Annotated in this window: 19 protein-coding genes; 7 read left to right on the top strand and 12 right to left on the bottom strand. The window is 68.9% G+C overall.

From position 1 onward, the window contains the following. Positions 1 to 2 precede the first annotated feature (2 nt). The gene (locus tag ACSQ2H_RS11415) at positions 3 to 665 is read left to right on the top strand and encodes an alpha/beta hydrolase family protein (protein ID WP_436061510.1); all 663 of its coding nucleotides are present in this window, start codon (positions 3 to 5) and stop codon (positions 663 to 665) included. Positions 666 to 844: 179 nt separating this feature from the next. On the opposite strand, the gene ACSQ2H_RS11410 is transcribed toward ACSQ2H_RS11415, so the two are convergent. Then, positions 845 to 1,492, bottom strand: a complete 648-nt coding sequence (locus ACSQ2H_RS11410) for a hypothetical protein (RefSeq protein ID WP_436061509.1) — start codon at positions 1,490 to 1,492, stop codon at positions 845 to 847. Positions 1,493 to 1,796: 304 nt separating this feature from the next. On the opposite strand from ACSQ2H_RS11410, the gene ACSQ2H_RS11405 reads away from it, so the two are divergent. Beyond that, positions 1,797 to 2,114 carry a hypothetical protein gene (locus tag ACSQ2H_RS11405; RefSeq protein WP_436061508.1) on the top strand — a complete coding sequence of 106 codons (318 nt, stop codon included), beginning with the start codon at positions 1,797 to 1,799 and terminating at the stop codon, positions 2,112 to 2,114. 4 nt (positions 2,115 to 2,118) lie between these two features. Here ACSQ2H_RS11405 and ACSQ2H_RS11400 read toward each other — a convergent pair whose 3' ends face one another. Next, a complete protein-coding gene (locus tag ACSQ2H_RS11400) occupies positions 2,119 to 3,399 on the bottom strand; it encodes an aminotransferase class III-fold pyridoxal phosphate-dependent enzyme (protein ID WP_436061507.1) in 1,281 nt (426 codons plus the stop codon). Positions 3,400 to 3,473: 74 nt separating this feature from the next. Between ACSQ2H_RS11400 and ACSQ2H_RS11395 the strand changes: the two genes are divergently transcribed. The 3 genes from ACSQ2H_RS11395 to ACSQ2H_RS11385 are packed head-to-tail and all read left to right on the top strand — an operon-like array spanning position 3,474 to position 6,246. Beyond that, entirely contained in the window at positions 3,474 to 4,418 is a 945-nt protein-coding gene (locus ACSQ2H_RS11395) for a carbohydrate kinase family protein (protein ID WP_436061506.1), read from the top strand. Then, the gene (locus tag ACSQ2H_RS11390) at positions 4,418 to 5,071 is read left to right on the top strand and encodes a class II aldolase/adducin family protein (protein WP_436061505.1); all 654 of its coding nucleotides are present in this window, start codon (positions 4,418 to 4,420) and stop codon (positions 5,069 to 5,071) included. Before ACSQ2H_RS11395 ends, ACSQ2H_RS11390 begins: the two co-directional genes overlap by 1 nt. Further along, complete coding sequence (locus ACSQ2H_RS11385; RefSeq protein ID WP_436061504.1) at positions 5,068 to 6,246, top strand: MFS transporter; 1,179 nt, start codon at positions 5,068 to 5,070, stop codon at positions 6,244 to 6,246. Before ACSQ2H_RS11390 ends, ACSQ2H_RS11385 begins: the two co-directional genes overlap by 4 nt. On the opposite strand, the gene ACSQ2H_RS11380 is transcribed toward ACSQ2H_RS11385, so the two are convergent. Together ACSQ2H_RS11380 and ACSQ2H_RS11375 are read right to left on the bottom strand one after the other, a co-directional pair. Then, positions 6,188 to 6,880, bottom strand: a complete 693-nt coding sequence (locus ACSQ2H_RS11380; protein ID WP_436061503.1) for a TetR/AcrR family transcriptional regulator — start codon at positions 6,878 to 6,880, stop codon at positions 6,188 to 6,190. The two genes, ACSQ2H_RS11385 and ACSQ2H_RS11380, sit on opposite strands and share 59 nt — an antisense overlap. A 126-nt stretch (positions 6,881 to 7,006) precedes the next feature. Next, a complete protein-coding gene (locus tag ACSQ2H_RS11375) occupies positions 7,007 to 9,244 on the bottom strand; it encodes a TonB-dependent receptor (protein WP_436061502.1) in 2,238 nt (745 codons plus the stop codon). Positions 9,245 to 9,485: 241 nt separating this feature from the next. Here ACSQ2H_RS11375 and ACSQ2H_RS11370 point away from each other — a divergent pair, with 241 nt between their 5' ends. Further along, positions 9,486 to 11,024: a N,N-dimethylformamidase beta subunit family domain-containing protein gene (locus ACSQ2H_RS11370; RefSeq protein WP_436061501.1), complete on the top strand. Its 1,539-nt coding sequence runs from the start codon at positions 9,486 to 9,488 to the stop codon at positions 11,022 to 11,024. Positions 11,025 to 11,165: 141 nt separating this feature from the next. On the opposite strand, the gene ACSQ2H_RS11365 is transcribed toward ACSQ2H_RS11370, so the two are convergent. Continuing rightward, positions 11,166 to 12,527, bottom strand: coding sequence for a flavin-containing monooxygenase (locus ACSQ2H_RS11365; protein ID WP_436061500.1), 1,362 nt, complete (start codon positions 12,525 to 12,527; stop codon positions 11,166 to 11,168). A gap of 155 nt (positions 12,528 to 12,682) precedes the next feature. Here ACSQ2H_RS11365 and ACSQ2H_RS11360 point away from each other — a divergent pair, with 155 nt between their 5' ends. Next, positions 12,683 to 14,254, top strand: coding sequence for an ATP-binding protein (locus tag ACSQ2H_RS11360; RefSeq protein ID WP_436061499.1), 1,572 nt, complete (start codon positions 12,683 to 12,685; stop codon positions 14,252 to 14,254). A gap of 3 nt (positions 14,255 to 14,257) precedes the next feature. Here the strand turns inward: ACSQ2H_RS11360 and pip are convergent, their stop codons facing one another. The 7 genes from pip to ACSQ2H_RS11325 form a co-directional block, all read right to left on the bottom strand. Further along, the gene (gene pip / locus ACSQ2H_RS11355) at positions 14,258 to 15,337 is read right to left on the bottom strand and encodes a prolyl aminopeptidase (protein WP_436061498.1); all 1,080 of its coding nucleotides are present in this window, start codon (positions 15,335 to 15,337) and stop codon (positions 14,258 to 14,260) included. Positions 15,338 to 15,429: 92 nt separating this feature from the next. Next, positions 15,430 to 17,031, bottom strand: coding sequence for an AMP-binding protein (locus ACSQ2H_RS11350; RefSeq protein ID WP_436061497.1), 1,602 nt, complete (start codon positions 17,029 to 17,031; stop codon positions 15,430 to 15,432). After that, entirely contained in the window at positions 17,028 to 17,696 is a 669-nt protein-coding gene (locus ACSQ2H_RS11345) for a TetR/AcrR family transcriptional regulator (RefSeq protein WP_436061496.1), read from the bottom strand. Before ACSQ2H_RS11345 ends, ACSQ2H_RS11350 begins: the two co-directional genes overlap by 4 nt. Before the next feature lie 4 nt (positions 17,697 to 17,700). After that, complete coding sequence (locus ACSQ2H_RS11340) at positions 17,701 to 18,333, bottom strand: glutathione S-transferase family protein (protein ID WP_436061495.1); 633 nt, start codon at positions 18,331 to 18,333, stop codon at positions 17,701 to 17,703. Between the two features lie 8 nt (positions 18,334 to 18,341). Beyond that, a complete protein-coding gene (gene mhpA, locus ACSQ2H_RS11335; RefSeq protein ID WP_436061494.1) occupies positions 18,342 to 19,814 on the bottom strand; it encodes a bifunctional 3-(3-hydroxy-phenyl)propionate/3-hydroxycinnamic acid hydroxylase in 1,473 nt (490 codons plus the stop codon). Beyond that, a complete protein-coding gene (locus ACSQ2H_RS11330) occupies positions 19,807 to 20,673 on the bottom strand; it encodes a fumarylacetoacetate hydrolase family protein (RefSeq protein ID WP_436061493.1) in 867 nt (288 codons plus the stop codon). Before ACSQ2H_RS11330 ends, mhpA begins: the two co-directional genes overlap by 8 nt. A gap of 26 nt (positions 20,674 to 20,699) precedes the next feature. Then, positions 20,700 to 21,623, bottom strand: a complete 924-nt coding sequence (locus tag ACSQ2H_RS11325) for a VOC family protein (protein ID WP_436061492.1) — start codon at positions 21,621 to 21,623, stop codon at positions 20,700 to 20,702. Positions 21,624 to 21,672 lie beyond the last annotated feature (49 nt).

Genomic DNA, 21,672 nt, shown 5'->3' with positions numbered 1-21,672 from the left:
TCATGGATCCAGTCGTCATTCCGCTGGATGCGGAGCGCAGCGTGTCGGGCCTGTGGATGCGCCCCGCAGGCGCCCGCGCGGCGTTGATCCTGGCGCACGGCGCCGGGGCGGGCATGGCGCACAAGGCGATGGCCGCCACGGCGGAGGGCTTGGCGGCGCGCGGCATCGCCACCCTGCGCTACAACTTCCTCTACATGGAGCGCGGCTCGAAGCGGCCGGACTCTCCAGCCCTAGCGCATGAAGCCGTCCGCGCCGCCGTCGCCAAGGGCGCCGAACTTGCGCCCGACCTGCCGCTGTTCGCCGGCGGCCGCTCGTTCGGAGGCAGGATGACCTCGCAGGCTCAGGCCGAGCAGCCGCTGCCCGGAGTGCGGGGACTGGTGTTCTTCGCGTTCCCGCTGCACCCGCCGGGCAAGCCAGGCGTCGAGCGAGCAGCGCACCTCGCCGAGATCAAGCTCCCGATGCTGTTCCTGCAGGGGACCAATGACGAGTTCGCCCGCCTGGATCTGCTGAACCAAACCGTCGCGGGCCTGCGCCCGCGGGCGAGCCTGACGCTCGCCGAATTCGCCGACCATTCGTTCCACGCCCCCGCCAAGAGCGGCCGAAAGGACCCGGAGGTCCTGGCCGAAATCCTGGACGCCTGCGTGGACTGGATGGCCGCGAACTAGGCCCGGCCAGCCATCGGGAAGACCGGATAGGCCGGGTGTCCCGCTGACTGCCGGCGCCGCGCTCGAAGCGCCGGACGCGCGGCCTCGCCGAGCGCGGTCAGGGCGTTGAGCGCCGCCAGGCCCTCTGTATTCCTAGGGATCTGACCCCGGCGCCTGTGCCGGCGCCAGGGTCAGGCAAGTCACTTCACGAAGGTCAGGGTCGAAGTGTGATAGACCTTGGCGACCGGCTTGCCCGCGATGGTCGCCTCGCCGTCGACCGGATGGCTGACCGCCAGCAGGTAGCGGCCCTTCAAGCTGGTCGGCACGGCCACCTTGCCGGCCGCGTCGGTCTTGAAGGACTTCTGCCAGCGGTCCGGATTGACGATGTTCACCGAGGCGTCGGCCAGCGGCTGCCCCTTCCACACCACGACGAAGGTGTCGCTGTTCGCGGCCACCGGCGCGATCTCGAGGTCGAGCTTGGTCGCGGTCTCGGCGCGGCCGGCGCGGGCGTAGTAGGCGGCGCCTTCCATCTTGTCGCCTTGGCCCTTCCACGGTTCGAACACGTTGTCGTCCTTGGCGCGGACGTCGCCGGCGGTCTTTACCGCCGCTTCGATGTGGTCGGCCTTGCGGGTGAGGGCGGCCGGCGCGGCCGGATCGGCCGTGAAGACCACGGGCGCCTTCAGGTTCGGAAACTCGGGGTCGCCGTTCGGCGGCACCGGATCGGCGGGCTCGCCCAGATAGACGCGGGCGGGGCCTGCGCCGTCGCGTTCCAGCCAGACTTCATGCGCTTGGGCCGCGCCCGCCAGCATCAGGGCGCTGCTCAGCGCCAGGGTCGTGATCTTCAGCATATCTGTGTTTCCTGTCCGCCCATGCGCGATGGTCATCAGCGCCGGTATTGCGAGTGAATTGCAAACTGCACCTACGCGACCTATAGCGACTGCGAACTATTCGCAAGAGACATGGGGAAACCTGCGGAGGGGTGTGGCGAACCGGCGCCGGTCGGCGGACCACTCTCTAAGACGTCGATACTGGCGCCAGAGCGCCCGCCGCAGTTTCTAGCGGTCAGGCTCGCTCCATTCGGGGCAAGCCGGTAGGCTGGCGGCCATGATCCAGGGGGCGCCTGACTGGTTGGGACGAGCGCGGCGCGCGGCCTTGAGCCTGCGCGCCACGACGCGGGGCGCGTCCGGCGCCAAGCAGTCGGTCTATGTCATTCTGCTGCATGACGACCGGCGGCCCGATCCCTGGGGCCTCTATGTCGGCCAGACCTCCCGCGATCCGGACATGCGCTTCGACCAGCACAAGTCCGGATACAAGGCCAGCGGTCCAGCCCGCCGCTTCGGCGTGAGGCTGCTGCCGGACCTGGTGAGCCCCCTCAACCCCATGCGCCCTTGGGAGGCGCTGGAGTTGGAGGCGGCTCTGGCCGAGGTCTTCCTGACGGCCGGCGTGTCCTGGGTCGAGGGCGGGCGCTAGCCGCCTAGTGGCCGTCGACCATCTGGTGCAGGAACGCCAGCTTGGCGACCGGCTCCAGCGGGCCGGCCTCCTTGACCACCTTGAAGGCGTCGTCGGCGGCGTTCAGCGTCTGGTCGATGTCGGCCGTCGTCATCGCCGCGCAGATGAACATGTTGTGCCAGGGGTGGAAGTAGACGCCGCGCTTCAGCAGGGCGTTGTTCCAGAGATAGCCCTTCGCCGAGGTCGGATCGTCGTCGAACATGATCAGCGGCAGTTGAGCGGGACCGGTCTGACGCAGGGCGAAGCCATGACGGGCCGCCGATTCGTCGAGGCCGGCGCGGAGCCGTTCGCCCAGGGCGATGGTGTGCTCCAGGTAGTCGGTCTGCGCGATCAGCTTCAGGGTCTCCAGAGCCGCGGCCATCGGCGCGGCCGAGAACCAGTACGACCCCGTGGCGTAGATCGTCGCCGCAGCGAAGCGGCAGACGTCCGAACCCAGCAGGGCGGAAATCGGATGGCCGTTGGCGATCGCTTTGCCCCAGGTAGAGAGGTCAGGCTTCACGTCGACCAGCGCCCAGCTGCAGTCGCGGGCCAGCCGGAAGCCGGCGCGGACGTCGTCGACGATCAGCAGCGCGCCGTGCTCGTCGCAGAGCTCGCGGGCCCGGCGGGCGTATTCGGGGTTGGGCAGTTCCTGGTCGATGAAGGTGTCGTGCTTGATCGGCGACGCGAAGATCGCCGCCAGATCCGAACCGGCCGCCTTCACCGCGGCCTCAAGGCTCTCGACGTCGTTGTATTCGTAGAACACCTGGTTGGCGCGGTCCGACGGCGCGACGCCGTTCTTGACCGGCGTGCACCACGGCGCAGCGCCGTGATAGGCGCCCTTGGCCAGGACGATGGTGTTCTTCTTGGTGTGGTTGCGGGCGATCATCATCGCCATGGTCGTGGCGTCGGTGCCGTTCTTGCAGAACATCGCCCAGTCTGCGTGACTGACCTGGGCGGTCATCGCCTCGGCCAGCAGGACCATGGCCTCGCCCGGGCCGGTCATGGTGTCGCCGAGCTTGGCGCGGTCGAAATAGGCCTGGTCGATGCCCGCGTGCGCGTAGCCGAACAGGTTGGGGCCATAGCCGCAAAGGAAGTCGACGTAGCGGTTGCCGTCCATGTCCCAGAGGTAGGCGCCCTGGGCGCGGTCGAAGAACTGCGGATAGTCGTCGGGAAGGAGCATGACCGACTGGTGGCCATACATGCCGTTGGGGATGACCGCCTGCGCCCGTTCACGCAGTTCGCTGTCCTTGCTGTTCGTCCAAACCATGTCGGCCCCTCTAAGATAGTTTTGACTATCCTAGCGAGCCGGGCTTACTAATCAAGGCGTAGGGGAGAGAACCGATGAAGTCCGGACTGCTGACCATTGGACTGACGACGCTGGACGTCGTGGCGCGGCCGATCGACGGCCTGCCGAGCGGCGAGGGCACGACCCTCATCGAGGGCATCGCCTGCGCCCCGGCCGGGACTGCCGCAGGCGCGGCGATGGTGGCCGCGACGCTGGGCGTGCCGGTGAAACTGGCCTCGGCGGTCGGCGGCGACCTGATCGGGCGCTTCGTGCGCATGGCCCTGGAAGAGGCCGGCGTCGACACCTCGCTGCTGACGACCATGGACGGGGCCCCGACATCGACAACCGTGCTGGCGGTGGATTCGCAAGGCCGGCGGCCGAACTTCCACGCCCTGGGCGCAGGCATGTTCGCCACCGTCACCGACGAGGTCCTGGCCGCCGCGCGGGAGACGCGTTTCCTCCACTATGCTGGCGTTGGCGGGCCGAAACTGGACCGCGGACCGGGCGCAGAGCTGCTCCGCGCGGCGCATGAGGCCGGCGCGATCATCACCTGCGACCTGATCTCGCCGCAGCCCTCGGCGCTGCAGGAGCTGGAGCGCCTGCTGCCCTACGTCGACTACTTCATGCCCAGCGCGGCCGAGGCCCTGGCGCTGACCGGGACCGAGGATCTGGACGCCGCGGCCGACGCCTTCCTGGCCCTGGGCGCCAAGGCCTGCATCATCAAGAACGGCGGGCAGGGGTCTTACATCGTGCTGCCGAGCGGCCGGTTTACGCTGCCGGCTCACAGGATCACGCCGATCGACACCACCAGCTGCGGCGATTCCTACTGCGCCGGCTTCATCGCCGCGCTGAATCGCGGCTGGGAGCCGCTGGAAGCCTGCCGGTTCGCCACCGCGACGGCGGCGCAGGTGGCGCAAGGCCTGGCGACGCTGGGCAAGCTCGAGAGTTTCGACGCGACGCAGGCGGCGATGACCGCGGCGCGCACGGCGGAGAGCGCCTGATGGCTCAGAAGATGGACGAAGGCCAGCTGCGCGAGCGCATGGCCTATGTGATGCGGGCGATGGACGCCCGCGGCCTCAACCGCGGCACCTCGGGCAACGTCTCGGCCCGCTTCGGCGAAGGCATGCTGGTGACGCCGAGCGGCGTGGTGCCCTCGCTGCTCAGCGCCGAGCAGATGGTCTATGTGGCCCCCGACGGCTCGACGCCGGAGGGCAGCCTGAAGCCGTCCAGCGAATGGCAGATGCATTGGGGGCTGCTGGCGCGGCGCCCCGACGCCAACGCCGTCGTCCATTGCCACTCGCGGCACGCGACGATCCTGGCCTGCGCCGGGCTGGAGATCCCGTCGATGCACTACATGGTCGCCGTCGGCGGCGGCTCCAGCGTGCCGGTCGCGCCCTACGCCACCTTCGGCTCGGCCGAACTGGCCCAGTCCGTGGTCGAAGCGCTCGACGGCCGCGCCGCGGCGCTGATGGCCAATCACGGCCAGATCGTCGTCGCCCGCAACCTGGACGCCGCCCTCGCCATCGCCGAGGAGGTCGAGGAACAGTCGGCGGTCTACTGGGGCACGCTGGCGATCGGCGGCCCCAAGCTGCTCGACAAGCAGGAGATGGACACCATCCTCCAGCGCTTCAAATCCTACGGCCAGAAGTCGTGACCGCGGCCCTCAGCGTGGCGGGCGCTCCCGCCGCCAGCCGTCGGGACGTCACCATCGCGCTGACCATCGGCGTCGTGGCTCTGCTGATCGCGGGCCTGCAGCCCGTCGTCCTGGGCGGACTTGAGTCCGAGGGACGGCTGACCGCCTCGCAGATCGGCCTGGCCGCGACCGTCGAGCTGCTTGCGCTCGGCCTGACCTGCGGCCTGGCCGCGGCGTTCCTCAAGCCTGACCGGGTCCGCCTGAAGCTGGCGCTGGCGTGCGTTGCCCATGCCGGCGCGATGTTCGGCACCTGCTTTGCGAGCGGCGTCGCGGTGATCGCCATGCGCGGCGCGGCCGGGGTATTCGCGGGCCTGATGCTGTGGGCGGCGATCAGCACCATCACCCGCGCCCAGCGCCCCGAGCACCTTTCCGGCGTCTTCGTGACGGTGCAGACGCTGGCGCAGCTGGTCCTGGCCGCGGTGCTGCCGGCGACCGTCGTACCGTGGTTCGGCATCAACGGCGCGCTGGAGGCGCTTGGGGTCATCTCGCTGCTGACCGCCGTCGCGGCCCTGGCCGGCGCCAACAGCTATTCGCCGCTGCCGAAGGCGGAGAAAGGCGGCGGAGGCATCGGCCTGCGTCCGCTGCTGGGCCTGGCGGCCTGCTTCCTGTTCATGGCCTTCATCGTCGCGCTCTGGGTCTATCTCGAGCCGCTGGCCGAGCTCTCGGGCATGTCGGCCAAGCAGGCCGGCCTGGCGGTGGCCGTGGCGCTGGGCATGCAGGTGGCGGGCGGGGCCGCGGCGACGCTGGCCGCGCGGCGCTGGCAGCGGCCGGGGATCGTGTTGCTGGCCGTCGGCGCGCTGAACGGAGGCATCCTCGCGATCCTGTTCGGCGCCCCGCAGGCGGCCCTGTTCATGGGCGCGGTGGCGGTGTTCGGCTTCCTCTGGCTGTTCGCCCTGCCGTTCCAGACGCTGCTGCTGATCCAGCTCGACCCCACGCGGCGCGCGGCCATGCAGCTGGGAACCGCGCAACTGCTGGGCAGCAGCTTCGGCCCGTTGGTCGCCTCGTTCGTGGTGAGCAACGACGAGGTGAGGGGCGCCATTGGCCTGTCGGCCGTGCTCCTCGTCCTCGCCCTGACGGCTATTGGCCTGCTGACGGCGTCGCGGTGCGCTTCCGCAGCTGGTGATAGTACAGGCTGACCATCCAGCTGACCTCCTCGGCGACCTTGTCGTCGTCGAGGGTGGGGTCTTCGATGATCATCTCGACGGCGGCGTAGGTCATCTGCTCGGAAAGCCGCATGGCGGTGCGCAGATGATCGTCGCTGACATTCGGATAGGCTTGGCGCAGCACCTCGAACATCCGGTCGAGCACCGTGTTGCGCGAAGCCGTGCGGACCTCTTGGAAGGCCGGGACCGCGCGGATGGCGCGCAGGATCCAGAGGCCGCCAGGCTGGCTGCGGGTGATCTCGATCTGCCGTTTCTGCAGCCGCAGGTTCTTCTCGACCGCTTCATCGAGCGTCGTCGAGATCGCGCCGCCCTCCTCGAGCCACTCGAAGACGGCCTCGTCCTGGGCTTCCATGAGCCGGCGGGCCAGTTCAGAGACCAGCGCGTACTTGTTCGGGAAGTAGCGATAGAGCGCCGGCGGGGTCAGCCCCGCCCGTTCGCAGACCAGATTGGTGGTCAGCCGCTCGAACCCGACCTCGGCCAGCACCTCGCCGGCGGTCGTCAGCACCACTTCATAGGTGTTCTTGCCGCGCGGCCGCGAGGGCAGGGACTTGGCGTCGAGCGAGGGAGCCGCGCCTGCGGCGGCTGAAGCGGATGCGCGTTTCGCCATTTGATTCCAGGTTCTCGCCGGATCGACGATCGCAAAATGTATAGCAGGGCCGGGACGTCCGGCGAAAGCATGGCTAAGCCCTGGCGTACTTAGACGCCAGGGCCGCCGGAGCTCAGTTGTTCGGTCTTAGTAGTGGTAGCGCAGGAACACGCCGAGGCTGCGCGGCTTGTTGTAGGTCAGCAGGTCCTGGCCGAGGCTGTCGATGTTCGAGATCGACACGAAGTAGTCCTCGTTGAACACGTTGCGGGCGAACACGCCGGCCTCGATCGAGGTGTCGGGCGAACGCCAGCTGGCCTGCGCCCCGGCGATCCAGACGCCGTCTTGCGACAGGCGATCGGCGTTGGAGTTGTCGAAGTAGATCTTCGACGAGTACGCCGCGTCGGCGCTGGTCACGATCGAGGCGCCCGACGCCAGCGGGAAGGTGTAGTTGACCGCGGCGTTGAAGGTCACCTTCGGCGACTGCGGGAGGCGGTTGTCGGTGAAGTCGTCGCCGTCCGACTCGTACTCGCCGTACTTGGCGTTGAGCAGCGACAGGCCGGCGTTGATCGAGAGGTTCTCGGTCGGACGCGCGGTCAGGTCGGCCTCGGCGCCGTAGACCTTGGAGCTGGCGGCGTTGTCGAGCACGAGGACCGTCAGGCCGTTGCGCAGGGCTTGGGCGAACACCTGCTGGTTCTGGTAGTCGTAGTAGAAAGCCGACATGTTCAGGCGCACGCGACGGTCGAACAGCTCGGACTTCACGCCGACTTCGTAGGCGTCGAGCGTCTCGTTGTCGTAGGGCTCCAGCTCTTCCGGCGTGGTCGCCAGGCCGCCGAAGAAGCCGCCCGCCTTATAGCCGCGGCTGTAGGTGGCGTAGACATTGACGTCGTCGTTGACCGCGTAGCGCAGGCCCAGGCGACCCGACCAATCGGAGAAGGTCTTGCTCTGCTGAGACTCCAGCAGAACGATCGAGCCTTCCGCGGTGCTGCGGTAGTTGAAGTCCTTGTCGTCGGCCGACCAGCGCAGGCCCACGGTCGCGGTCAGGCGGTCGTTGATCGAGTAGTCGGCCTGGCCGAAGATCGCATAGCCCTTGGTCTTCTGAGTGTAGGGCGTGCCGAACACCGCGACGCTGTTTTCCAGGCTGACGCCGGTCGGATTGTCGGGCGTCGTGAACAGCGGACGCAGGTCGCGCAGGATGTCCTGCTGCGTCGCGTTCTTGATCGTCTCGTCCATGTAGTAGAGGCCCGCGACCCACTTCAGGCGCGCGGCCGGGTCGTTCGACTGCAGGCGCAGTTCCTGGGTGAACTGCTGCGAGCGCGAGAGGTAGTTGATCTCGATCATCTGCAGCGGGCTGGAGTCGGTGTTCTCCAGGGCGTTGCGGTGCGCCCACTGGTAGGCGGTGACCGAGACGAGCGAGACCGCGCCCAGGTCCCAGTTGGCTTCCAGCGAGGAGCCGAACAGGTCGACCTTGTCCTTGCCTTCGAGGTTGTAGTCGCCGGCGTAGCGGTCGTTGTCGGTATCCGCATAGCCGAGCAGGTCGGTGCAGAGACCGCTGGCGTAGAGCGTCGGGGCGCAGAAGCCGGTCGGGCCAGCCGCTTCCGGCGTCGCCGGGAAGAGCGCGCGGTGCTGCGGGGCGGTGGCGTCGCCGCGGTTCACGAAGCGGTTCACCTGGGCGAGGACCTCGAAGTCCTCGGTCGGGGTGAACAGCAGCTGGGCGCGGCCGGCCCAATAGTCGGTGGCGTTGACGTCGTTGCCGGTGACGCGGTTGTAGGTGAAGCCGTCGTCGGCGACGTACTGGCCGGCGACACGGAAGGCGAGCTTGTCCTCCACGATCGGGCCGCCGACGGCGGCGGTCAGGTTGACCGCGTTGTAGGTGGCGTACTCGGCCGCGACGTCGGCGGTGAAGGTCTGGGTCGGACGCTTGGTGGTGACGTTGATCGCCCCGCCGTTGGTGTTGCGGCCGTACAGCGTGCCTTGCGGGCCGCGCAGCACTTCGACCTGCTGGAGGTCGAAGAAGCCGGCCATCTGGGCCAGGGGCGAGCCGATATAGACGCCGTCGACATAGACGCCGACGCCGCTCGACGAGTTCGGGTTGAAGTCGCTGAGGCCGACGCCGCGGATGAAGATCTTCGGGTTGGCCGCGGCGTCGCCGCTGCTGACGCGCAGGCCCGGCGCGAGGTTGTTCAGCGCCACGACGTTGTTGACGCCCTGGTTGGCCAGCGCCTGGCCGGTGATGGCGGTCAGCGCGACCGGCACGTCCTGGAGGTTTTCGGAGCGCTTTTGCGCGGTGACGACGATCTCCTCGACCGTCGCCGTGTTGTCCTGCGCGTGCGCCGCGCCCGTCGAAAGCGCCGCCAGGGCGCAGCCCATCAACCAGAACGTCTTCATATTCATCCCCGTGATCTTCTTGTCGCAAACGCGATGCGGGCCCTTGAGATAGCAAAAGCTATCATAGCGCAAGGGGGCCTCTGCGGCTGGGCGGCAAGTGGGCGGCGATGCGTGTTCTGGCGGCGACAGCGGCTCAAACCGCGTGCATCAAGCGCTAAGGGAAATTGCGGGTTGGCGAACGTCGCAGCCCCCTGCAATAATAAAAACTATCACAACATCGTGGCCGTTGGGAGGGTGTCATATGCTGGGGTGCTACACGGATCGTCTGAGCGTTCGCCCTCTCGAGCGCTTCACCCTGATGGCCAGCGCCGAAGGGCCGAGCCGGCTGCAGATCACCCGGATCGGCGGGTCCGAGGACGTGGTCCTGACGCAGGACGGGGTGGCGACCGAGCTGCAGCCCGTGCCCGCGAACGTCGACCGTGACGGCTGCGGCTGGCGGCCGACGCTGGAGATCGAGGTCGGGGCCGACTGGCGCTCCGGCTACTACGACATCACGCTCACCGACGCGGCAGGCGCCGAGACGCACCACTTCGTCTGCGTGAAGCCGCCGCTTGGCGCGCCCAGGTCACGCGCGGCGCTGGTCCTCGCGACCAACACCTATCACGCCTACAACTGGTGGGGCGGGGCCAACGCCTATTCCAACGTCACCGGGCTGATGAGGGGGCAGGTCCCGTTCGACCAGGCGATGGACCAGGCGATCGGCGTGCTGTCCACCGAACGCCCGTTCGCGCCGCTGATCGCCGCCGCGCCGGCCGACGCGCCGCGACTGGTCAACACCCGCAAGCGCGGCTTCAAGGAGCGGCCCTGGGCCAGCGACCCGGCCTGGATGGCCGCTCATCGGGTGTCGCCCTATGACGGCTCGGCCGGCTTCCTCAACAAGTGGGAGCACGCGTTCGTGGCTTGGGCCGAGCGCGAGGGCTACGCCTTCGACGTGTTCACCGACTATGACCTGGAGGCCGAGCCCAACCTCCTGAAGGATTACGCCTCGGCGTTCTTCGTCGGCCACAGCGAGTACTGGTCGGGCGGCCAGCGCGCGCAGGTCGAACGGTTCGTCGACGCCGGCGGCAAGGTCGGGATTCTGTCGGGCAACACCTGCTTCTGGAAGGTGCGCTGGGAGAACGACGGCAAGACCCTGATCTGCCACAAGTGGCGCGGGTTCGAGGCCGAGGACGTGCCGGCCAAGGACGCCACCCATCTGTGGTCCCACGCCGCCTTCGAGCAGCCCGAGGCGGCGCTGACCGGTCTGAGCTTCGTGTTCGCCGGCTATCATCGCCTGGGCATGTGCGTCTCGCGCGGGCAGGGCGGCTTCACGATCTACGACGACAAGCACTGGGCCCTGGAAGGCTCGGACCTGTTCTATGGCGATATCCTGGGCGGCGACCTGCCGCTGATCGGCTACGAGAGCGACGGCTGCAAGTTCGAGTTCGGCCAGGACGGCCTGCCCAAGGCGATCCCTAGCGTCGGCGTGCCGGCCAACCTGGAGATCATCGGCATTGCGCCGTGCGCGTTCGGCGAGGAGGCCGGCCGCGGCTACAACCCGATCATCCCGCCCGAGAAGCTGGACGTCATCGCCAACGTCGTGTTCGGCGACTCCAGCCCAGAGGCGCAGGCCGCGGTGCTGCGCGGCCATGCGGTGCTGGCCAGCTTCAAGCGCGGCGAGGGCGAGGTGTTCAACACCGGCACGACCGAGTGGGCGCATGGGCTGAAGGCGCAGGATCCGTTCGTCGAGACCATCACCCACAACGTCCTGCGCCGGTTCGGCGTGACCCGGGCGGCCTAGAGAACGCCCCGGTCATCCCGGCGAAGGCCGGGACCCAGATGCATCAGCCGCAGAGCGTGATTTCACAGCTCGTCAGCACCCTATGACCTGGGTCCCGGCCTTCGCCGGGATGACCGGAATGAAGGGAGACGACTGCGCGGCCTAGGCCGAGACGCCGGCCCGCGCTGCGATCGGCGGCGCGTAGCCGGCGGCCTTCGCGCGCGCCTCGCCGCGGTCGATCTCCTTCAGCAGGTCGGCGACATAGACGCCGAAGTCGACCTGGATGGTGTGGCGCTTGGACCGATAGTACTGGCCAAGATGCGCCTCCTCGTCGCGGGTGGTGGTTTCGGCCATCTCGGCCGGCGGCGGCGGCCGATAACGGCCAGCCAGATAGGCCGCCGCCAGCTTGGCCTGCTGCTCGGCGAAATTGACCAGGGTCGGCAGCGGCTGGGCCAGGCCCATGTAGAAGAGGTTCGGGACCGCCGGGTTCATCATCCGCTTGAACAGCGGCAGCCGATGGTCGGCGTCCGGAACCAGCGCCGGATCGTCGAAGAACGGGAAGCGCATGTCGTAGCCGGTGGCGAAGATGATCGCATCGACGTCCTCGACGCTGCCGTCGGCGAACCGGACCTGGTCGCCCTCCAGCCGCTCGATCGCCGGCTTGAACTTCACGTCGCCGCAGCCGGCGCGGGTCAGGAACTCGCCCGACACCGATGGGTGCGCCTCCAGCGGCTCATGGTCCGGCTTGGGCAGGCCGTAGTCCTCCATCCGGCCGATTGACTTCTTGATGGCGGCGCGGGCCAGCGACAGCCCGAGCTTGCGCGGCATCCAGGAGGGCATGGCCGATTTGTCGGCCGGACGCCCGTTCATGTACTTGGGCAGCACCCAGACGCCGCGTCGGGCCGAGACCCAGAGGTTCTTGGCGATCGGCCGCTGGGCGAGCTCGGAGGCGATGTCCATCGCCGAGTTGCCCATCCCGACCACGACGATGTTCTTGCCGCGCATGTCGACCGGATCGAACGGGTCGCGATAGGCGTGGCTGTGGAACGCCGCGCCGTTGAACTCGCCGTCATAGTCGGGGACGCGGGGGCTCCAGTGGTGGCCGTTGCAGACAAACAGGACGTCGTAGAGCCGGGTCTCCCCGGTCGAGAGCTTGACCTCCCAAAGGCCATCGTCCGTGCGCCGCGCCTTCTCCACCGCGGTGTTGAAGGTGATGGTCGGGCGCAGGCCGAAGTGGTCGACGTAGTCCTTGAAGTACTGGAAGAGCTGAGCGTGGTGCGGGAAGTCGGGCCAGTCGGCCGGAACCGGATAATCCTCGAACGCCAGCCGCCACTTCGAGGTGTCGATGTGCAGGCTCTCGTAGCAGGCCGAGAGCCCGTTCGGGTTGCGGTAGTACCAGTTGCCGCCGACGTCGTCCGACAGCTCGAAGCAGTCATAGGGAATGCCGTGATCCTTCAGGCGCTTGGCGGTCGTGAACCCCGAACAACCGGCGCCGATGATGCAGGCCTTTGGCGGCTGAGCCACGGCGTCCTCCCATGCATGACATTGTTGAAGAGAAGGCTAGCGCCAGAGGGCCGGCGGCGCCTAGATTCACGTGGGGGAACCCGATGCGGCGGCGGTCATTAGCCTTCTTACGGCGTGATGGTTCGCATTGAGGACGGTCGGGTTGTGGGGGACGTATGAAGCATTCCATCGAGGCGCCGCAGGCCAGGGACGAGCGCATCTATGAGCGGCTGATCCAGTCGGTCGTGGATTATGCGATCTACATGCTCGACCTCGACGGCCGAGTGGTCAGCTGGAACGCCGGGGCCGAGAGGATCAAGGGCTACAGCGCCGCCGAGATCATCGGCGACAATTTCGCGCGCTTCTACACGCCGGAGGACCGCGACGCAGGCGGGCCGGAGAAGGCCCTGCTGGTCGCCAGGTCGGAAGGCCGCTTCGCCGCAGAGGGCTGGCGGCTGCGCAAGGACGGCACCCGGTTCTGGGCGATGGTGGTGATCGATCCGGTGCTGGCCGACGGCGAACTGATCGGCTTCGCCAAGATCACCCGCGACATGACCGAGCTGCGTGAGGCCCAGCTGGAGTTGGAGCGCTCGCGTCAGGCGCTGTTCCAGGCCCAGAAGATGGAAGCGGTCGGCCAACTGACCGGCGGTCTCGCCCACGACTTCAACAACCTGCTGACCGGGGTGACCGGCAGCCTAGACCTGATACGCCGGCGGCTCGACCAGGGCCGGCTCAACGAACTGGAGCGCTACATCACCGCCGCGCAGGGGGCGACCTCGCGGGCCGCGGCCCTGACCCATCGGCTGCTCGCCTTCTCGCGCCGCCAGACGCTGCAGCCGAAGGCGGTCGACGCCAACAAGCTGGTCGCCGGCATGGAGGAGCTGGTCCGCCGCACGGTCGGGCCGGGGATCGTGCTGCAGACCGACCTCAGCGCCGAGCTCTGGCCCTGCAACTGCGACCCGAACCAGCTTGAGAACGCGATCCTCAACCTGTGCATCAACGGCCGGGACGCGATGGGCGAGGACGGCCGGCTGATCGTCGAGACCGCCAACGCCCTGATCGACGAGGCGGCCGGCGCCGATCGCGACCTGCCGCCCGGACAGTACGTCGCCGTCGCCGTCAGCGACACCGGGCGCGGCATCAGTCCGGAGCTGCTGACCCGGGTGTTCGAGCCGTTCTTCACCACCAAGCCGGCCGGGAAGGGAACCGGCCTGGGCCTGTCGATGATCTACGGCTTCGCCAAGCAGTCAGGCGGCCAGATCCGCATCTATTCCGAGGTGGGAGAGGGGACGACCGTGCGCATCTACCTGCCGCGCCACCAGGGCGATGCGCTGGAAGAACGACCCGCCGACCGCCCGCCCAAACCTCCGGCCGGACGCGGCGAGACCGTGCTGATCGTCGACGACGAGCCGACCATCCGCATGCTGGTCAGCGACACCCTGGCCGAGCTCGGCTACCAGGCCATCGAGGCGGCCGATGCGGCGACCGGGCTGAAGCTGCTGGAATCGGATGTCGTCATCGACCTGCTGATCACCGACGTCGGCCTGCCGGGCGGGATGAACGGCAAGCAGATGGCCGACACCGCCCGTCTGCGCCGGCCGGACCTGAAGGTGATGTTCATCACCGGCTACACCGAGAACGCGGCGATCTCGAACGGGCGGCTGGAGCCTGGAATGCACGTGCTGAGCAAGCCGTTCCCGATGGAGAGCCTGGCCACCCGCATCCGCACGATCATCGAGGGCGGCTGACCGCTAGAGCCGCGGCAGGCCGTCCATGATCGCAGTCAGCGCCATGGCGGTCTCGCGCTCCATGGCGCTGTGGCCGGCGTTGGTCATCACGAAGGTCGCGGGCGGCGCGCCCAGTTCGGTCAGGGTTGCGGCCAGGCGCGAAGCCTGGGGCAGGGGACAGACCTGATCGAAACGGCCATGGACGATGTGGGTCGGGACGCCGGCCAGGGCCTTGGCGTTGCGGACGATGTAGTCGGGCTCCAGGAACAGCTGGTTGGCGAAGAAGTGCGCCTCGATCTGCGCAAAGCACAGGGCGAAGTCCGCCTCGCCGAATTTCCCGGAGTCGGCGTTGTCGGGGATCATGTTCGAGATCGTGCCCTCCCACACCGACCAGGCCACCGCCGCCTGCAGCTGGCGCTCGCGCTCGGCGTCGTTCGCCGGGGTCATGTCGAAGATCGCCTTGTAGGCGCCCATCATGTCGGCGCGATCGGCCGGCGCGATGAGCTCGACGAAGGCCTTCCATTCGTCGGGATAGGTGACATACGAGCCCGGTTCGGAGAGCTCGAACGGCGTCTGCTCGAACACCGCCGCGTTGCCCTGGTACATGTAGAGCAGGTCCTCGCGCGTGCCGAGGAAGATGCCGCGCAGGATCAGCGAAGCGACGTTCTGCGGGTGCCGGATGGCGTAGACCATCGCCAGGGTGCTGCCCCAGCTGCCGCCGAAGACGTGCATCTTGCCTGTGATCGACAGCGCCTCGCGCAGGGCGTTGATGTCGTCGACCAGGTGATCGGTCGTGTTGTCGGCCAGCGCGATCTTCGGCCCGGCCGAGGCGACGGTCGGCTCGCTCTTCCCGCAGCCGCGCTGGTCGAACAGGATCACCCGATAGCGGTCGGGGTCGAAGAACCGCGACATCACCGGGGCGCAGGCGCCGCCTGGGCCGCCATGCAGGAACATCACCGGCTCGCCCTCCGGGTTCCCGTACTCCTCCCAATAGAGCTTGTGACCCGGCGACACCGCCAGCAGGCCCGAGCGGTTGGCCTGGGCCTGGGGATAGGACCACTGGTCGGTGATCTTGCTGGTCGCCTGCAGTTTCGAGAAGTCCACGGGAGTGCTCCGGATCCGTCGCTTTGCGTGCGGCTTGGACCCATGCACGCCGCAAGGTCAACCCGCCAGGCGAGGTGTCGCCGTGTCAGCTGTCAGCTGTCGGCGAGCAAGGCGCGCAGCTCGGCCTTGGCGACCTTCTCCAGGGTCGATCTCGGTAGGCTCTCCACCAGCCGGATCTCATGCGGCTGCTTGAAGCTGGCCAGCGCCTGGGCGCAGGCCGCCAGGATCCGAGACTCGAGTTCGGCCTCAGCACCGGCTGCAGGGATCACGAACGCGACCGGGACCTCGTCGAGCATCGGATGGCGCTTGGCGACGACGGCGACCTCGGCGACGCCCGGCACGCCGGCGATCACGCGCTCGATCTCCGAGGCCGCGACGTTCTCACCCCCGACCTTCAGCATGTCCTTGGAGCGGTCGGCGAAATGGAGAAACCCGTCGAGCCCGAGACGCACCCGGTCGCCGGTGATGAACAGCCCATCGTCGCGAAACGCAGCGGCCGTGGCGGCCGGATCGCCGGCATACTCCTTGAACAAGGACAGGCCCCGCTGGCCGCCAACGAACAGGTCTCCGGTCTCGCCTGGCGCGACAGGCCGGCCGTCGTCATCGAGCACGTGGATGTCGTAGCCAGGGGCGGGGCGGCCCATCGACATAGGCGCGTCAGGCTGACGGGCCGAGCCGACCGTGCCGTGGGCGATGGTCTCGGTCATGCCCCACCAGCCGATGGTCTTGACGCCGAAGTGCTTGTCCCAGGCCGGCTCGCAAATCGCGTTGCCCCAGAAGCGATAGTTGTGCACGGCGGGCAGCGGCTGGGCCGCCAGCGCCTTGACGCAGAACGGCACCACGGAGGTCCAGGTCGCGCCGTGCTTCAACGACACCGGCCAGAAGCGCGATGCCGAGAACCTCGGCATCAACACCACGTGCGCGCCGGCCCACAGCGAGGCCAGCACCGAATAGGCCTGGGCGTTGGTGTGAAAGAGCGGCAGATGCGTCAGGTTCACGTCGTCTGGCCGCAGGTCCTCGTTCTGAGCGCAGGACTTGGCGCCCCACAGCGCATTGCCGTGGGTCCAGAGCACGGCCTTCGGCCTCGCCGTGGTGCCGGACGTGTACTGGATGGCGAAGTCGGCCCAGGGGTCGTGCGGCCGCTCAGCCAGCACGCCCGGATCGGCGGCGATCGCCGCGAAGGGTTCAAAGCCGGCGACCGGCTCGGCGGCGATCGCCGCGAAGGGTTCAAAGCCGGCGACCGGCTCGGCCGGTGCGCCGTTGTCGGTCTGGGTGACCACGCGCCAGGCCAGGTCCGGCGCCGCCGCGGCGACCAGGGCCGCGAACCGCGGCTGCGTGATCGCGCCGACCGCGCCGCTGTGCTGAGCGAAGTAGGCGATCTCGTCGGCGCTGGACTTGGCGTTGGTGGTCACCGCCACGGCCCCGGCATAGGCGCAGCCGAGCCAAGCGATCACCGACTCCGGGCAGTTGTCCAGGTGGACCAGCACCCGCTGGCCGGGCTGCACCCCGCGCGCCTGCAGCCCAGCTGCGAACCGGCGCAGGACCTTGGCGAAGGCGTCATAGGTCCAGCTCGCCGGCTCGCCGTCGAGCGGCTCCCAGCTCAGCCAGGGGCGACCAGCCTGCAAGCGCGCCTGGTTGTCCACCAACGTGCGGACGTCCATGCCCTCAAAGGGTGAGATGGGGCGAAGGCTCAATGGGCCGCTCCCTTGGCTGGCGACGCGTTCTGGAACGCGCCCTGGCGAACGATGTCATCGGCGGCCTGCGCGGCGATCGCCTCGGGCTCGGCGCCCGGCACGCCCAGGCCGCGCAGCAGCAAGGTGCACATCTGCTGGGCCAGGCTGACGGCGAACGGCGCGGTCGGCTCCTGGGTGACGCGGATCAACGCCAGTTGGGCGATGCCAAGCACGAAGAGGACGCCCGACTCCGTTGTCGCGACCGCGAAGCGGCCCTGGGCCAAACCGTCGGCGATGTCGTCGACGAGGCCCTTGTTGAGCGGCGTCGAAATCGAGGTGTGGCCGCTGTGCATGCGCACCAGGACCCCGGCGCGCTCGGGATCGTCGACCGCGTAGCGCAGGTAGACGCAGACCGCCCGGGCCATGCGCTTGGCCGGATCGGCGACGCCGGCGTTGGCGCGGGTGACCGCCCGCTCGACCTCGGCGCGGATCTCGGCGGTGATCTCGCGGACCAGGGCGTCACGGTCAGGGAAGTGATTGTAGAAGCTGCCCTTCGACACCTCGGCCGCCTGGACGATGTCGTCGATCGCCACCGCGTCCACCGGGTGCTCGCAGAACAGCCTCCGTCCGGCCGCGACCAGCGCCGCCCGCGTCTGCTGCGCCCGCTCGATCCGCTTGCCGCTCACCGCCCTAGCCCTCCGCCATCAGCTTCATGTCCTCGCCGAGTATGACGGCGAGCGCCGGGCGGGCCAGCATCCGTTGCTGGAAGGCGTCGAGGTTCGGCAGCGGCGGCAGTTTGCCGGCCACCGCCGGCGCGCCGCGCCACAACAGGAACACCAGCAGATAGAGGTCGCAGAGGCTGAAGGCGTCCAGCAGATGGTCCTGCTTGGCCAGATGGGCGTCGATCTCCTGCAAGGCCACGCCGACCCGCGCCACATGCACGGCGCGGACGGCCTCAGGGTCACAGCCCTCGAAGCCCTCCGCGCGCAGGGCGCCGGTATAGGCCGCATGCACCGTGCTCGACAGGAACGAAAGCCACGACTGGGCTTGGGCACGCGCGAACGTTCCCGCGGGCGGCAGCAGCCCGGCCTGCGGCGCCAGGTCGGCGATGAACGGCAAGATCGCCGTCGACTCGGTGATCACGCCCTCGTCGGTCTGCAGGGCGGGGACCTTGCCGCGCGGATTGATCCGCAGATAGGCCTCGGTGCGGTTCTCGCCGCGGGCCGTGCGGACGACCACGACCTCATGGGCGAGACCGGCTTCGGCCAGGGCGAAACGACTGGCGAGCGAACAGGCCATGGGCGAGTGGTGCAGACGTAACATGAGAACTCCTAGGCGAGGCGCAGCGCGTGACGATACGCGGCTGAAAGTTCGGCCGGCTCGCCGGCGCCGAAGACATAGCGGTCGGGCCTGACAAGTACGGCCGAGGCCCCATGACGCTCAAGCCAGCCGTCGATATCGCGGGCGAACGGGGCAAGACGCGGATCCGACAGCGCGATGGCGAATTCGGCCGCATGGGGGCAAGGCTCGCGCACGATCAGCCACGGCCCTTCGCCGATGGCGTCGTCCAGCCGGCCGGCCTGCGGACAGACCGGTTGCGGGAACAGCGCGCCGGCGCCCGACGAACCGACCAGGACCGCGGCGCTGGCCAGCGGGGCCGGCGCCGCCGGGGGGAGCGGGGCGACGCCGGCCGCGCGCTGGGCCAGCATTCCGGCGTCGCGCTGGGCCGCAAGAGCCGGGTCCTGGGTGCAGACCACCCGGCCCATGCCGATGGCGAGCTCGATATAGGTCCGCACGTGCGGTTCGCGTTCGGCCTGATAGGTGTCGAGCAGAGCCTCCTCGGCCTCGCCGCGCAGCACCACCCGAAGCTTCCAGGCCAGGTTCGCCGCGTCGCGCAGACCCGAGCACATGCCCTGGCCGGCGAACGGCGGCATCTGGTGCGCGGAGTCGCCGGCGAGCAGCACCCGCCCCACGCGCCAATCCTTGGCCACCAGACCGTGGAAGCGATAGACGGCCTTGCGCTCGATGCGCACCGGCCCGCAATCCCAGGCCTCGATCAGCGGCGCGATGAAGCCGTCGTCCAGCACCTGCTCGGCGGTTTCGCCCGGCAGCAGCATGAATTCCCAGCGATGGCGGCCCGGGCCCATCAGCACGCAGGTGGTCGGACGCGCCGGATCGCAGATCTGCAGATTTACGTCCGGCAGCCGCGCGCCCGGCTCGACGACCGCGTCGATCACCAGCCAGGGCTCATCGAAGCGATAATCGTCAAGCGCCCCGCTGATCGCCTCGCGCACCGCGCTGGAGGCGCCGTCGCACCCGACCAGATAACGGGCGCGGATGTGCGCCTCGCCGCCGGAGCCGGCGACCGTCGCCGTCACGCCGTCGCCGTCCTGCGCCAGGCCCACAAAGCGATGGGCCAGGCGTACCTGCGCCCGTGGATCGGCTTCCAGCCGCGCGCGCAGCGCGTTCTCGACCGCCGGCTGGTGGAACATGTAGCCCGCCGCCCAGCCGCAGGGAGCCAGTTGCGGCAGGTCGATGCGCATCAGAACCTGGCCGTCCGCCGCCCGGAACTCGTAGGCCGGCGCGGCCCGGGCGTTACGTGCGACCTCCTCGGCGATCCCGACCTGCTGGAACAGGCGCATGATCTCGTGATCGAAGTGCGCGGCGCGGGGCAGGGGATAGACCGCCGTGTCCTTATCCAGGGCGATGGCGCTGACGCCGCCGCGGGCCAGCAGCAGGGCGAGCATCGCCCCTACCGGGCCCAGGCCGACGACCAGGACGTCGCAGTCGAAGCCGTCAGCCACGGTCAGGCTCCGGTTCGCAGGGATTTTCGATGGCGCCAAGGCCGTCGATTTCGATGCGCACCACATCGCCGGCCTTTAGGAACTGCATCGGCTTCATCGCCGCGCCGATCCCGCCCGGCGTGCCGGTGAAGATCAGGTCGCCGGGCTCCAAGGTCATGGCCTGCGACAGATGCTCGATCTGGTCCCAGACGTTGAACACCAGATGCTGGGTGTTGGAATTCTGCCGCGTCTCGCCGTTGACCTGGCAGCGGATGCCGAGCGCATGCGGATCGGCGACCTCGTCGGCCGTGGTGATCCAGGGACCGAACGGGGCGTGGGTGTCGAAGGACTTGCCGATCACCCATTGTGGCGTCCGGTGCTGCCAGGCGCGTTCGGTGGCGTCATTACCCACGCAGTAGCCGAACACCGCTTTGGCCGCGTCGGCCTTGCCGATATGGCGGCCGCCGGCCCCGATCACAGCGACCATCTCGGCCTCGTAGTCCAGCGCCTGGGAGACCTTCGGCACGTCGATCGGGTCGAACGGGCCGTTGGCCGCGGTCGGGGCCTTGGAGAACCAGACCTGATGCTCGGGCGTGCCCAGATTGCTCTCGGCGATGTGGTCGGCGTAGTTCAGGCCGATGGCCATGATCTTGCCCGGCCGCCGGATCGGCGCCAGCAGGCGCACCTGGGCCTGGGGCAGGGCGCCCGCCGCCGCCGCCTCGATGGCGCGGACTTCGCGCTCGACCTGCGGCCAGGCCGCGATCAAGCCGATCATGTCGGCCGGCAGTCCCGGCGCCGCGCGGCTCAGCGGAATGATGCGATCGCCGATGACGACGCCGAGCTCCGGCGCGTCGCCGGCCTGGAAGGTCGCGAGCTTCATGCAAGGTTCTCCGTAAAATCCGCCGCTCAGCCCATGGTGGGCGGCGCGGCCGGGCCCCACTGGACCCCCATCAGGTCGGTGAGGCTGGCGACGTTCGAGCCGTCGGCGGCGGTGAACAGATCGCCGTCGGTCCAGTGCTCCAGCGTGTGGCCCCAGGGGTCGCGCCAGTAGTCGAAGATCTGGCTGCCCAGGATGTGACGGCCGACGCCCCATTCCGCGTGGCGGCCGGCGTCCTTCAGTGTCTGGTGGCCGGCCATCAGGTCGTCGAAGTCAGCGACCTCGAAGGCGGCGTGGTTGAAACCAGGCCCCGAGGGCGCCTGGATCAGGAACAGCGTGTGGTGGTCGGTCGGCGCATCGCCGCGGTCACAGCGCAGGAAGGCCCCGACCGAAAACTCCGGCGTCAGCGCGATTTCGTCGGAGGTGATGAAGCCGAACCGCTCCTTGTACCAGCGCTCGACGGCGCGAAAGTCGGAGACGTTCAGGACGCAGTGCCCCAGGCGCACGACATGGGCCGGACCGCCGGTCACCCGCTTGGTCTGACGTAGACGGCGACGCGCGGCGGCGGTGTTCCAGGCCTCGCGCTCGGGGAGGGGGAGCGGCGGGGCCGCGGCCTGCCCGGCCACCACCTCGACCAGCCGACCATCCGGGTCGGTCAATCGGACCACATGGCCGCCGCCGGGCGCGTCCAGGGGCTCGACCTGCGCGCCTTCCGCCGCGGCCAGCGCATCCAGGTCGGCGCGCGAGGCCGCCCGCAGGCCGAGGCCAGCGAAGCCCGGCGCTCCCAGTTCCGTCACGTGCAGGAAAGGGCTCTCGCCGCTGCCGCGGGCGTACAAACGTCCGTCGTACTCGGCGACCGTCAGGCCGAAATCCTCGAGAAACGGCCGCATCTGCGCGAGGTCGGGCGCCTGGAAACGGACGAAGGCGATGTCGTCGATCTTGATCAAGCTCATGTCGCGCCATTCGGTGACTATTTGGTCATCAAATATCGCGCGAGCGGTC

Source organism: Phenylobacterium sp. LjRoot97, from assembly GCF_964254345.1.
Lineage (GTDB): Bacteria > Pseudomonadota > Alphaproteobacteria > Caulobacterales > Caulobacteraceae > Phenylobacterium.
The sequence above is the reverse complement of the archived record's forward strand: the minus strand, read 5'-3'. Positions and strand labels throughout refer to the sequence as shown.

Coding starts and splice junctions, on each gene's coding strand:
- ACSQ2H_RS11415 (WP_436061510.1), top strand. CDS start 3: ATGGATCCAGTCGTCATTCCGCTGGATGCGGAGCGCAGCGTGTCGGGC.
- ACSQ2H_RS11410 (WP_436061509.1), bottom strand. CDS start 1,492: ATGCTGAAGATCACGACCCTGGCGCTGAGCAGCGCCCTGATGCTGGCG.
- ACSQ2H_RS11400 (WP_436061507.1), bottom strand. CDS start 3,399: ATGGTTTGGACGAACAGCAAGGACAGCGAACTGCGTGAACGGGCGCAG.
- ACSQ2H_RS11395 (WP_436061506.1), top strand. CDS start 3,474: ATGAAGTCCGGACTGCTGACCATTGGACTGACGACGCTGGACGTCGTG.
- ACSQ2H_RS11390 (WP_436061505.1), top strand. CDS start 4,418: ATGGCTCAGAAGATGGACGAAGGCCAGCTGCGCGAGCGCATGGCCTAT.
- ACSQ2H_RS11380 (WP_436061503.1), bottom strand. CDS start 6,880: ATGGCGAAACGCGCATCCGCTTCAGCCGCCGCAGGCGCGGCTCCCTCG.
- ACSQ2H_RS11375 (WP_436061502.1), bottom strand. CDS start 9,244: ATGAAGACGTTCTGGTTGATGGGCTGCGCCCTGGCGGCGCTTTCGACG.
- ACSQ2H_RS11370 (WP_436061501.1), top strand. CDS start 9,486: ATGCTGGGGTGCTACACGGATCGTCTGAGCGTTCGCCCTCTCGAGCGC.
- ACSQ2H_RS11360 (WP_436061499.1), top strand. CDS start 12,683: ATGAAGCATTCCATCGAGGCGCCGCAGGCCAGGGACGAGCGCATCTAT.
- ACSQ2H_RS11340 (WP_436061495.1), bottom strand. CDS start 18,333: ATGTTACGTCTGCACCACTCGCCCATGGCCTGTTCGCTCGCCAGTCGT.
- ACSQ2H_RS11330 (WP_436061493.1), bottom strand. CDS start 20,673: ATGAAGCTCGCGACCTTCCAGGCCGGCGACGCGCCGGAGCTCGGCGTC.
- ACSQ2H_RS11325 (WP_436061492.1), bottom strand. CDS start 21,623: ATGAGCTTGATCAAGATCGACGACATCGCCTTCGTCCGTTTCCAGGCG.